Source organism: Streptomyces sp. NPDC001985 (assembly GCF_040296845.1).
Lineage (GTDB): Bacteria > Actinomycetota > Actinomycetes > Streptomycetales > Streptomycetaceae > Streptomyces.
The window spans coordinates 1-12311 of sequence record NZ_JBEOYB010000034.1; the positions used below are offsets into that span (position 1 = coordinate 1).

A 12311-nucleotide genomic window follows, 5' to 3' on the forward strand; every position below is an offset into this window, starting at 1 on the left:
GGCCGCCGGCTGACGCCGCTCCCCGGACCGGCGCGGTACCGCGCCGGTCCGGGGAGCCGCCGCCGGGTCAGCCGCCGGCCCGGTCGGCGCGGCTCTCGATCAGCCGCTCGACACCGTCGAGCAGCCGCTGGAGCCCGAAGTCGAACTGGTCGCCCGCGTACGGCCTGGCGCCCTGCGACAGAGCCCGCTGAAGAGCCGGATAGCGGTCGAAGTCGACCAGCCGGCCGAGGGCGCTGTCGCGCCGGCGGGTCTCCTCGGCCCCCGCCTCACCGGCGCCCCCGGGCGGCGCACCGCTGTCCAGCCGCAGCCGCGCGAGCCCCCGCACATAGGCGTCCACCGACTCCACGGCGGCCAGCTTCTCCGGTTCGCTCAGCCCCGTCCCGTCGAAGACCCGCAGCGCCGAGTCGAGCCAGCGCAGCATATTGGGGCCGGGCACCTGCTCGGACGCGCGCAGCCGCAGCACCCAGGGGCGGAGCTGGATCGCCCGCCAGTCGGCGTGCGCCCAGGACTCCAGCTTGGCGCGCCAGTCCCCCGGCCATTCGTGCGGCAGTACGGGCCCGGTGGCGACGGCGTCGAGCATCAGCGCCTCCAGTTCCGCCTTGCCCGGCAGATACGTGTAGAGGGAGGCGGTACCGATGCCGAGCCGGGCCGCCACCCGGCGCATCGACAGCGCGGCGGGCCCCTCGGCCTCCACCAGTTCGATCGCGATCTCGACGATCCGGGTCAGGGTGAGTCCCCGCTCGGGGCCGCGGGCCCCGCGCCGCCCGTCCCTCCAGAGCAGTTCCAGAGCGCGCTCCTGCGCGGTGGCCCCGGTGGGCGCCTGTGCCATGGATGTGCCCCTGCCCTGTCGCTCGGCCGTCTCTCCCGCGCGGCCGCTCCGGGGACGGCTCCTCGCACCGGCCTCCGGCATCGGCACTTTACCCGGCCGAATAACTCCGTATACCGTTCGGAGTAAGTCGAACGCCGTTCGGAGTTATGGGGTCTGCGCATGATCGGGGACATCCCGGTGCCGGTGACGAAGCGGGCGCGCGCCCGCCGCCGCGAGAAGAACACCCTCCTGGCCGCCACCCTGGCCAACGGGCCCACCGAGCTGACCGATTTCCTGCTCCCCCTCTGGGCCGGGGCCGCCATCGGCCTCGGCGCCACCGAGGTCGGCCTGCTGCTCGCCGTCGGCATGGCCGTGTCGGTGGTCATGCGGCCCGTCGCCGGCGTCCTCGCCGACGCCTGCGAGCGCCGCCGTGTGGCCGCGGCCGGTGCCGCGCTCCACGCGCTCTCCGCCCTGGGCTACGCGCTCGCGGAGAGCGCGCCCCCCGCCTACGCGGCGGCGGCGGCCGGCGGCGCGGGCGGCGCGCTGCTCTGGGTCGCCGTCCGGGCGATCATCAGCGAGCGGCTCGCGGAGGACTCCGGCGTCTTCCCCCGGCTGCTCGCCGCGCAGGAGAACGGCTCGTGGATCGCGTTCCTCGCCGGCATGACCCTGATCAGCGCGATCGACTACCGGGGGGTCTTCCTGGCCTGCGCCGCCGCCTGTGCCGCCGCCTCGGTCCTGCTGCTGGCCTCCCCCCGCCGGGCGGCTCCCGGGAGACGCGCCGACGCGGGCGCGGCGGCGGCCGGACTGGGCGCCGTGGGCCGGAGGCTGCGGCCGATGCTCGTCGCCGTGGCCTTCACCATGACGGCCGAGGCGGCGATCTCCCTGCTCCTGGTGCTCCATCTCCAGCGCGGCTTCGGCCTGGAGGTCCTGGAGGTCGCCCTCGTGTTCCTGCCCGGCGCCATCGCGAAGACCTGGGCAGCCGAGCGGCTGCACACCTTCGTGGTGCGCTTCGGCCGGGCCCGGGTGCTGAGGTGCGCCTCGCTCGCCGGCGCGGCGTTCGCCGCCGGCCTGGTGTGGGCACCGCATCCGGTGGTGATCGCGGCGCTCTGGATTCTCTGCGGACTCGCCTCGGCGGCCGTGATGCCGATCCAGCAGGCCGTGATCGCCGAGGCGTCCGGCGCACGGACCGGCCGCGGCATGGGGGTGTACGAGTCGGCGAGTCTGCTGGGCGCGCTGGCCGGCTCCCTGGCGGCGGGCGCGCTCTACGACGGCGCGGAGTGGGCCGTCGCGTGTCTGGCCGGGGCGGCGGCACTGCTGGCCGGTGCCGTGATCATGCCCCGCGCCGTACGGAGCCTCGGCGTCGCCGACCTGCCGCCCCCGCCCCCGCCGAAGGCGCCCCTGGCCGGGACAACCGGGCATCCCGCGACAACCGGGCATCCCGCGCGAACCGCTCCGGAGCCGGTCCCCGGTGCGCGCCCGAGGACACCGCGCCGGCGGGTCCGGGAGCTGGGGGCCCGGCTGGCCGTGTTCGCCGCCGCCCAGCTGGTGCTGCTGCTCCTCGGGCTGTCCTGGATCGAGGACCTGTTCACCGAGGGGTTCACCACCGCGCCGGCCGGCGGTGGCGGCCACGGGCCCGGCTTCGAGGGGCTGCTCCACGGCGCCGGCAGGATCTGGACCTTCGTCGTGCTCGTGGACGTGTGCTGGTCCTGCGGCCGGCTGCTCGTGGCGCGGACACGCCGCCCGGCGCCCGGGAGCGCGCCCCGCCGGCGCCGGGGAGCCGGGTGATCCGCCCGGCGCGCGGGGGCGGCGGGACTCAGTCCGCGTGGACGACCACCGAGACACAGCGGACCTCGTCGCCCGTCATGTTCCGGTACTGGTGCGGGGTGGCGGGATCGAAGGCGAGTGAGTCCCCGGCCTCCAGGACATAGGTCTCGAAGCCGACATCGGCGTGGAGGGTCCCCTGGAGGACGAGCTGGTACTCGCGGCCGTCGTGCCGGATCGGACAGCGGGTGTCGGTGGAGCGGCCGAAGGGCGCGTAGACGACCTCCAGGAAGTCGACCCGGGCGTCCTGCTGCGGGGTGAGCCGCTCCCAGCGGACTCCGCTGGCGAGGTCGATGGTGCGGCGCCGGTCCCCGCGCTGGACGATGGTCTCCGCCGCCGGCGCCAGCCCCGGGCCGGGCGCGGGCGCGGCTCCGTTGGCGGACGGCTCGCCGTCCGGCTCGCCGATCGTGTTCTCCGCCGCGGCGACGCGGACCGCGCGCCCGGCGGGCGCTCCCGCCGTCGCGCCGGGGAACCCCGGCCCGCCGGCCCGCGGCGGCGGGGCGACCTGCGGAGCCCTCGGCCCGCCGGCCGGAGCGGGAACGGGTTCCGCCGTCTCGCCCACCCCGAAGAGATAGTCCAGGGAGATCTCCAGCGCGTTCGCTATCCCGTAGATCACCCCCGCCGAAGGGGCCGTCTGGCCGCGTTCGACCTGCGAGATGAGACTCGCCGAGCAGCCCGCGAGCCTGCCCAGCTCCCGCAGTGACAGCCCTCGCTCGGTACGGACCCTCCTGAGTCGTCCACCGAGACCAGGGCTCTCCCCCTCGGACTTCATCGGGCCTCCCGATCGCTGTAATCCGGCATGTGCGCGCACTGGACAACTGTATATGACTGCACAGTACTGCACATCAACGCACAGGATATTGAACATCAGCAGATCGTCGCGGGGGGTGGCCCTGTACAGCCGTACAGAAGAAATGGGCGGCTTGTCTGCCTCGCCCCCTCCGGCAGTCCACTTCGGAGGAGTTTTCCTGACTTCCTGAACAACCCTTGACAAGGATGCTGCACAGTCGTCCACTATAACGCACATCACCTCAGCCGATCGGCTCCTCGGACAGCACTGGCGGCTCAGGCAGCCGCGTGGAGGTTCTCGCTGTGACAGACAACGGATTGCCCAACCCCGGAGGCCGGGCCCGCGGACCCCGCTCCGCAGTGGCCCGGCGGGCGGGCGGGATACTCCTCACCACCGCTCTGACCGTCACCCTCGCCGCGTGCAGCGGCACCGACAGCACCTCGTCCGCCACCGGTTCGTCCGGGAAGGGGGCCGGGAACGGCCGGGGCGGAACCATGAAGGTGGGCACCAACCAGCAGTTCGAGGACTGGGAGACCGTCACCAAGCAGAACAGCACCTTCACCTCGCTGGTGTACGAGTCGCTGCTCAGCGTCGCCCCGGACGGCTTCACCCTCCAGCCGCAGCTGGCCACGGAGTGGAAGGAGACCCCGTCGCGGATCGACTTCACCCTCCGCGAGGGCGTCCTCTTCCACGACGGCACCCGCTTCGACGCCGCCGCCGTGGTCAAGAACCTGGAGCGGATACGGAACACCCCGAGCCAGTACCGGAGCCAGCTGGCCGCCATCGACAAGATCACCGCGGTCGACGCCGCACACGTCCGGATCGACCTCAAGGAGCCGGCCCCCAGCCTGGTCACCAATCTCGCCCGGCTCGGGATGTACATGGTCTCCCCCAGAGCCCTGGACACCGGGAACTGGAAGACCACCGGGGTCGGCACCGGCCCCTGGAAGTACGACCCCAAGGCCTCCACCAAGGGACTGCGCACGGTCGTCACCGCCTTCGACCGGTACTACGACAAGAAGTCGGTCGGCCCGGACCGGGTCGAGATCACCCAGATCAACGACCCCGACAGCCTCTACAACGCGCTGCGCGCCGGCCAGCTCGACGTGGTGTGGTCCACTCCCCCGCTGGCGGAACGGGCGGAGAAGGAGGGGCTCAAGTCCACCTGGTTCCCCTCCGTCCTCTGGCACCTCCAGATGTACGACATCGAGGGCACCTTCAAGGACAAGAGGTTCCGGCAGGCCGTCTGCCACGCCATGAACCCGCAGGACTACATCGACGCGGCGCTCGGCGGCAAGGGCGAGGTGCCGCTCCAGCGCTTCCCCGAGGGCCAGCCCGGCCACAACCCGTCGCTGCGGGGCCACCCCTTCGACCTGGAGAAGGCCAGGGAGCTGATGAAGGAGGTGGGCGGCAAGCACCGGTTCACCCTCATCAGCTATGACACCCAGCGGACCATCGCCGAGCTGTTCCGCAGCCAGATGGCGGAGATCGGTGTGGACGTCACCCTCGAACTGCCCAACTTCCCGCAGTTCCTCAGCACCTACCAGAACGGTTCGTACCCGGCCGCGATCCTCTCCGACGGCTCACGCTCCGGCGCGCACGACTACTACAACCGGAAGTTCGCCCCCGACGCCCCGGGCAACCCGCTGAAGGTCGCGTATCCGGAGCTGGACGCCGCCGCCCGCGCGGGCCTGGCCGCCACAACGCCCGAGGCACGGGACGCGGCCTGGCAGAAGATGTCGAAGATCGTCAATGACGAGGCGCTGGACTGCGGCTACTTCGACTACAGCGGCTTCTGGGCCTACAACCCCAAGAAGGTCGACAACATCGTCTCGACCACCAACGACGTCGCGGTCTTCCGCTACAAGGACGCCAGGGTCAAGGGCTGATCGCCGGACCGGGCCCCCGCCCGCTTCCCGGCGCCCCGGCAGCCACCGGGGCCGGCGCCCGGCGCGCGCCCCTCGTCTTCCGTTCCGCACCCTCCGGATGGAGAACCCACCCATGAGCACTGTTCCGCCCCACCCCCCGGTCCCCGATCTGATCCTCCTCAACGGGCGTGTGACCACCATGGCCGCCCCCGGCCGCGACGCGGAGGTGGAAGCGGTCGCCATCACCGGCGAACGGATCGCCGCCACCGGCTCCAGCGGGGAGATACGGGACCTGGCCGGCCCCGGCACCACCGTGGTGGACCTGGCGGGGCGGCGGGTCGTCCCCGGCCTGATCGACTCCCATGTGCACATCGTGCGCGCCGGACGCACCTGGCGGGACGAGGTCCGCTGGGAGGACGAGCCGACCCTGGAGAGCGGGCTCACCGCCCTCACCCGCCGGGCCGCCGAGCGCCCGGCCGGGAGCTGGATCAGGGTGATCGGCGGCTGGCACCCCGCGCAGTTCCCGGAGAACCGCGGCCCGAGCCGTGCGGAGCTGGACCGCGCCGCCCCCGACAACCCCGTCTATGTGCAGTTCCTCTACGACTGGGCCGTGCTCAACAGCGCGGCGATGCGCGAACTGGGGGTCCATCACGCCCTGGTCCGCACGCTGGGCGAGGAGGGTTTCGACACCGCGTCCTTCGAGACCGACGCCCGGGGGGAGCTGACCGGCAAGGTCAACGGCACCGCGCTGATGGAGTGGTTCTACCGGCGGATGCCGGCGCCCACCCTGGAGGAGCAGATCGCCTCCACCGCCGAGATGTCCCGCGAGCTGAACCGGCTCGGCATCACCGGGGCCATCGACGGCGGCGGATTCAACAGCGGCCCCGACGCCTACCCGGCGATCCGGGAGACCTGGCGGCGCGGACAGCTCACCGTCCGCACCCGCCTCGCCGTCCACGCCGAACGCGCCGGGACCGAGCGGGAGGATCTCGCCGGGTACCAGCGCTACACGGCACTCGACGTCGGCGACACCATGCTGCGGGTGATCGGCGTCGGCGAGGTCATCCTCTACCGGACCGTCGACAAGATCGCCCATCCGGTCGAGATCGGCGACGAGATCCGCGACCAGTTCCGGGAGATCTTCGGCGAACTCGCCCGCAACCGCTGGACCGTGCACGCCCACGCGCATCAGCACGCCACCATCGACGCCGTCCTCACCGCCTGGGAGGAGGCGCACGCGGAGCACGGCGTCAGCGGACTCCGCTGGTCGCTGGTGCACGCCGAGCCGCTCACCCCGAGGGATGTGGACCGGATCGCCGCGCTCGGCGCGGGCGTGCTCGCCCAGGGGCTCTACCGCTTCCAGGGCGAGGAGGCCCTCGCCATCTGGGGCGCCGAGACCGTCGCCCAGGCGCCGCCGCTGCGCGAGCTGATCGAGCGCGGGATACCGCTCGGGCTCGGCTCGGACGCGATGCGTGTGGCCTCGTACAACCCCTTCGCCACCCTCGCCTGGTTCCTCAACGGGCGCACCGTGCAGGGCAACGAGACCCTCGCCGAGCGCCATCTGCTCTCCCGCGAGGAGGCGCTGCGCGGCTACACGGCCTCCGGTGCCTGGTTCAGCTTCGAGGAGAGCGAGCGCGGGAGGCTGGAGCCCGGGCTGCTCGCCGATCTCGCCGTCCTCAGCGAGGACTACTTCACCGTCGCCGAGGAGCGCGTCCCGCACATCGAGTCGGTGCTCACCCTCGTCGGCGGGCGGGTGGTCCACCGGGCCGGGCCGTTCGCCGCGCTGCCCCTCGCCGGCCCCAGGACCCAGGGAGTGACCCGTGTCTGAGACCCGCAAGCTGCTGATCAAGGGCGCCACCGTCCTCACCATGGACCCGGTGCTCGGCGATCTCACCCCCGGCGATGTGCTCATCGCCGGCGACCGGATAGCCGCGGTCGGCACCGGCCTCGACGACCCGGAGGCCGAGCTGATCGACGCCCGGGGCACGATCGCCATCCCGGGGCTGATCGACACCCATACGCACGCCTGGCAGACCCCGCTGAAGGGGCTGCACGCGGACGGCTGGACCTTCGACGACTACCAGTCCCGGGTCTTCCACCTGCGCGAGCACTTCGGGGTCGAGGACATCCACGACGCCACCCTGGCCGGCTCGGTGCAGATGCTCGACAGCGGGGTGACGGGAGTGCTGGACTTCTGCCACAACGTCATGTCGCCCGAGCACGCCGAGGCGGGGCTGCGGGCCCACCGCGGGACCGGTCAGCGGACCCTGTGGGCGTACGGCATGCTCGGCAGCTTCGACGCTCCGCCGGAGGACCATCTCTGGCGTCTCGAACACATCAGGGCGCTCGGCGAGCGGAGCGCGGACGACGCGCTGCTGCGGGTCGGCATGGCGCTCTCCTCCATCGAGTTCGGCAGCATGGAACGGACCGCGACCGAGATCGGTCTGGCGCGGGAGCTGGGGCTGCGGATGACCGTCCACCAGAATCCGGCCGGTCAGATCCGTGCCCTGCACGAGGCCGGGCTGCTCGGCGCCGACATCGTGCCGGCCCACGCCAACGCCGCCGACGACGGCGAGCTGGAGCTGCTCGCCGGCTGCGGGGGCGGTATCTCCTTCACTCCCGAGGGAGAGTTCGGCGGCGGCCGTTCCATGACCGTCCTCAACCGCGCCCACCGGGCCGGGGTCTCCTCCAGCCTCGGCATCGACACGGCGTCCCGGGTGCCCATCGACCTCTTCGCCGCGATGCGCCTCACCTTCCTGCTGATGCGCAACGTCGACGCCGCCGAGGAGCGCGAGGCCGGCCGCTATCCGCTGGAGCGCCGCCCGGGGACGCCGCTCGTCGCGCCGCGCCACATGCTGGAGTACGCCACGGTCAACGCCGCGCGCGCCATCGGGCTCGGCGACGACCTCGGCCGGCTCGCCCCCGGGCAGCTCGCCGACCTCGTGCTGATCGGCACCGAGCCGTACGGCATCTCGCTGGGCGACCCGGCGGCGCACGTGGTGCTCCAGGCGGGGCCGCGCGATGTGGACACCGTGGTGGTCGGCGGCACCGTCCGCAAGCGCCACGGGAAGCTCACGGATCTCGACCCCGCCGAGGCGGGGGCCGCCACCCGGCGGGTGCGCGAGCGGATCTTCGCGAGCGCCGGAGTGACACCGCAGGGCGCGGCGACATGACGAAGTTCGTCCTCCAGCGGCTCTTCTCGGCGCTGCCCACGCTGCTGCTGGTCTCGGTCTTCGTCTTCGCCCTGGTCCATCTGACGCCCACCGATCCGGTGGCCCAGATCCTCGGCGAGGGCGCGCCGGCCGCCGACAAGGACGCCCTGCGCGAGCAGTTGGGGCTCGGCCGGCCGGTGCTGGAGCAGTACACCGACTGGCTCGGCGGTGCCGTGACGGGGGATCTGGGCACCTCCCTCTACACGAGCGTGCCCGTCTCCGAGTCCATCTCCACCGGCATCGGCATCACCCTCTCGCTCGCCCTCGCCGGCATGGCGGTCGCCCTGCTGGCCGGGGTTCCGCTCGGAGTGCTGGGGGCGCTGCGCCCGGGCACGCCCGCCGACCGGCTGCTGACCGGCGTCGTCGCCCTCGGTCTCGCCGTCCCCAGCTTCTGGCTGGGACTGCTGCTGGTGCTGGTCTTCGCGGTCAACCTCGGCTGGCTGCCGGTGGTCGGCTACACCCCGTTCGCCGACGACCCGGGGGCCTGGGCGACCGGGATGATCCTCCCCGCGATCGCGCTGGGCTCCCACACGGCGGCGGTCATCGCCCGGCAGACCCGCAGCGCCATGATCGACGCGCTGGAGTCCCCGTACGTCCAGACGCTGCTGGCCCGGGGCATCCGCAGACGGCGGATCGTGCTGCGGTACGCCGTCAAGAACGCCATGGTCCCGGTGCTCGCGGTGATCGCCATTCAGATGTCGGTCCTGGTCGCCGCCAGCTTCGTCATCGAGCGGATCTTCGCGGTCCCGGGTCTCGGCACCCTGCTCATCGACAGCGTCGTACGCGCCGACTATCCGGTGCTCCAGGGCTCGATCGTCCTGGTGGCGGTGATCGTGCTGCTGGTCAATCTGGCCGCCGATCTGCTGTACGGCGTGATCAACCCCAAGGTGAGGCCCCAATGACCGACACTCCACGCGGTACGGCCGCCGCCCCGGGCGGCGCCCCCGCTTCCCCCGTGCTCGCCTCCGCCGCCGCCCTCACCGGACAGGCCGGTCCCGCCACCGGGGCCGAGGACAGCGGGGCGGGGCCCCGGGTCCGTGCCCGGACGCTGCGCCGGATGGTGCGGCAGCCCATCACCCTGATCTGTCTGGCCCTGCTGCTGCTCCAGATCGCCGTGGCGCTCGCCGCTCCGCTGATCGCCCCCTACGACCCCGCCGCCCCGGATGTCGCGAACAAGCTCCAGGGTCCGGGCGCCGAGCACTGGCTCGGCACCGACGACCTGGGCCGGGACACCCTCTCGCGGCTGCTGTACGGCACCCGGACGGCGCTGCTGGCCTCCGCCGAGAGCGTGGCGATCGGTCTGGTGCTGGGCGTCGGGCTCGGTGTCCTCGTCGGCTACCGGGGCGGCTGGTGGGACCGGATCGGGATGCGGATCGCCGATGTCATGCAGTCCATCCCGGCGCTGCTGCTGGCGCTCGCCCTGGTCGCGGTCCTCGGCAACGGTCTCGGCAACGCGATGCTCGCCGTCGGGCTGATCTTCGCCGTCAGCTTCATGCGGATCACCCGCGCCGTGGTGCTGGCGGAGCGCGAGAAGCTATACGTGGACGCGGCGCGGGTCCTCGGGCTGCGCTCGTCGGGCATCATGCTGCGGCAGGTGCTGCCCAATGTGTCGCCGCCGCTCATCGTCCAGGCGTCGATCGCGCTCGGTACGGCCCTGCTCATCGAGGCCACCCTGAGCTTCCTGGGCGTCGGGATCGACGCCAGTCAGGTGAGCTGGGGCGCCATGCTCGACGCCTCGCGCCAGCATGTCTCCGAGCATCCGCTGCTGGCGATCCTGCCGGGCGCGGCGATCACCCTGAGCGTGCTGGTCTTCAACCTCCTCGGGGACGGGCTGCGGGACGCGGGGTCGCCCCGCTCCAGCGGCGGGAAGCGGGCCCGCGGGGCGGTCGCCGCCGCGCCGGCGATGGTGCGGGCGGACCGCGCCCCGGCCCCGTCGGACGCGCTGCTGCGGGTCGACGGAGTGACCGTCACCGATGCCAACGGGGCCCAGCTGGTCTCCGGTGTCTCCTTCCACATCAACCCAGGAGAAACGTTTGGCCTGGTCGGTGAGTCCGGGTGCGGGAAGTCCATCACCGCCTCCGCGATCCTCGGACTGCTCCCCCGGGGCGTGGCCGTGGAGTCCGGCTCCATCCGGCTCGGGGAGACCGAACTCGCCGGGCTCGGCGGCGAGGCGCTGCGCCAGGTGCGCGGGCGGCGGATCGGCATGGTGTTCCAGGACCCGGGCTCCGCGCTCTCCCCGGTCCACACCGTGGGCCGGCAGCTCACCGACGCCGTCCGGGCGCACTCCGGGCTCTCCCGGGCAGCGGCCGGTGAACGCGCGGCCGAGCTGCTCGCGCTGGTCGGTGTGCCGAACCCGAGGGAGCGGCTGAAGGACTACCCCCACCAGTTCTCCGGCGGCATGGCCCAGCGGGTGGTGATCGCCGGGGCGCTGGCCTGCGACCCGGAGCTGCTGATCGCCGACGAGCCGACGACCGCGCTGGATGTCACCATCCAGGCCCAGGTGCTCGATCTGCTGGCCTCCCTGCGGGAGCGGCTCGGCATGTCGCTGCTGCTGATCACCCACGATCTGGGCGTGGTCGCCGACAGCTGCGACCGGATCGCGGTGATGTACGCGGGCCAGATCGTCGAGGAGCGCACCGTCGCGGACGCCTTCGCCGCCCCCCGGCACCCCTACACGGAGGCCCTGCTGGCCGCCGTTCCGCACGGCGGAACCGACGGTGAGCCGCTGGCCACCATCCCCGGCCGGGTGCCGCCGGCCTGGGCGTGGCCGCGGGGCTGCCGGTTCCATCCGCGCTGCCCGTACGCCACGGACGGCTGCCGCACCGGGACCGTACCGATGGACTCCGGCGGGGCGCGCTGTCTGCGGGCCTCCGAACTCGACCTGGCGGGTGCCCGATGAGCGAGCAGACCTCCACACCCCGGCCGGCGGTCACCGGGTCCGGGCCGCGGACCGCGCCGGCGCTGCTGTCGGTGGAGCATCTCACCGTCCGCTACCGGCTGGGACGCGGGATGACCGGACGGGCCAGAACGCTCACCGCCGTACGGGATGTCGGTTTCACCATCGGCGGCGGCCGGACCCTCGGCCTGGTCGGCGAGTCCGGCTCGGGCAAGAGCACCATCGGCCGGGCGATCCTGCGGCTGGCCCCCGTCTCCGAGGGCCGGATCGTCTTCGACGGGCAGGACACGGCGGCGTTCGGCCGCCGTACCCCGCTCTCCTTCAACCGGGATGTGCAGGTGGTCTTCCAGGACCCCATGTCCTCCCTCAACCCGCGCCAGACGATCGCGGCCACCATCGGTCAGGCGCTCACCCGGCACCGCCCGCTCTCCGGTCTCGAGCGGGACCGCGAGGTCACCCACGCGCTGGACCGGGTGGGGCTCTCCGGGTACCACTCCGACCGGTATCCGCACGAACTCTCCGGAGGCCAGCGCCAGCGCGTCGCGATCGCCCGCGCGCTGGCGCCCCGGCCCCGGCTGATCGTCTGCGACGAGCCCGTCAGCGCGCTCGATGTGAGCACCCAGAGCCAGGTGATCAATCTGCTGATGGAGCTCCAGCGCGAGCTGGGTGTCAGCTATCTGTTCATCGCGCACGACCTGGAGGTGGTGCGTCACATCAGTGACGAGATCGGGGTGCTCCACCACGGCCGGCTGGTCGAGTCGGGCCCGGCGGAGCGGGTGTACCGCACCCCCGAGCACCCCTACACCCAGACCCTGCTCGCCTCCACCCTGGTCGCCAATCCGGCCCGGCAGGCGGAGCGCACCGCCCGGCGGCGCCGGCTCGGCGCCGATGCCTAGGCCGTCTCCTCAGGGCCCGC

Annotated in this window: 9 protein-coding genes; 7 read left to right on the plus strand and 2 right to left on the minus strand. The window is 72.9% G+C overall.

Annotated features, from left to right (window positions below; genetic code table 11):
* Window positions 1-67: 67 nt before the first annotated feature.
* Window positions 68-829 (minus strand): TetR/AcrR family transcriptional regulator, encoded by a 762-nt coding sequence (locus ABT122_RS17105; RefSeq protein WP_351552000.1) that lies wholly within the window; start codon window positions 827-829, stop codon window positions 68-70.
* Between the two features lie 159 nt (window positions 830-988).
* Between ABT122_RS17105 and ABT122_RS17110 the strand changes: the two genes are divergently transcribed.
* Window positions 989-2593 carry an MFS transporter gene (locus ABT122_RS17110; protein WP_351552003.1) on the plus strand — a complete coding sequence of 535 codons (1605 nt, stop codon included), beginning with the start codon at window positions 989-991 and terminating at the stop codon, window positions 2591-2593.
* Window positions 2594-2621: 28 nt separating this feature from the next.
* Here the strand turns inward: ABT122_RS17110 and ABT122_RS17115 are convergent, their stop codons facing one another.
* Window positions 2622-3401, minus strand: coding sequence for a helix-turn-helix domain-containing protein (locus tag ABT122_RS17115; protein ID WP_351552006.1), 780 nt, complete (start codon window positions 3399-3401; stop codon window positions 2622-2624).
* Between the two features lie 320 nt (window positions 3402-3721).
* Here ABT122_RS17115 and ABT122_RS17120 point away from each other — a divergent pair, with 320 nt between their 5' ends.
* The 6 genes from ABT122_RS17120 to ABT122_RS17145 all read left to right on the plus strand — a co-directional run bounded on the left by ABT122_RS17120 (window position 3722) and on the right by ABT122_RS17145 (window position 12291).
* Entirely contained in the window at window positions 3722-5308 is a 1587-nt protein-coding gene (locus ABT122_RS17120; RefSeq protein WP_351552009.1) for an ABC transporter substrate-binding protein, read from the plus strand.
* Between the two features lie 112 nt (window positions 5309-5420).
* Window positions 5421-7115 carry an amidohydrolase gene (locus ABT122_RS17125; RefSeq protein WP_351552012.1) on the plus strand — a complete coding sequence of 565 codons (1695 nt, stop codon included), beginning with the start codon at window positions 5421-5423 and terminating at the stop codon, window positions 7113-7115.
* Window positions 7108-8460, plus strand: a complete 1353-nt coding sequence (locus tag ABT122_RS17130) for an amidohydrolase family protein (RefSeq protein ID WP_351552015.1) — start codon at window positions 7108-7110, stop codon at window positions 8458-8460. The genes ABT122_RS17125 and ABT122_RS17130 overlap by 8 nt, the downstream gene beginning before the upstream one ends.
* Entirely contained in the window at window positions 8457-9401 is a 945-nt protein-coding gene (locus tag ABT122_RS17135; RefSeq protein WP_351552018.1) for an ABC transporter permease, read from the plus strand. Before ABT122_RS17130 ends, ABT122_RS17135 begins: the two co-directional genes overlap by 4 nt.
* The gene (locus ABT122_RS17140) at window positions 9398-11398 is read left to right on the plus strand and encodes a dipeptide/oligopeptide/nickel ABC transporter permease/ATP-binding protein (RefSeq protein WP_351552021.1); all 2001 of its coding nucleotides are present in this window, start codon (window positions 9398-9400) and stop codon (window positions 11396-11398) included. The genes ABT122_RS17135 and ABT122_RS17140 overlap by 4 nt, the downstream gene beginning before the upstream one ends.
* Entirely contained in the window at window positions 11395-12291 is an 897-nt protein-coding gene (locus ABT122_RS17145; RefSeq protein WP_351552024.1) for an ATP-binding cassette domain-containing protein, read from the plus strand. The genes ABT122_RS17140 and ABT122_RS17145 overlap by 4 nt, the downstream gene beginning before the upstream one ends.
* The last annotated feature ends 20 nt before the right edge of the window (window positions 12292-12311 follow it).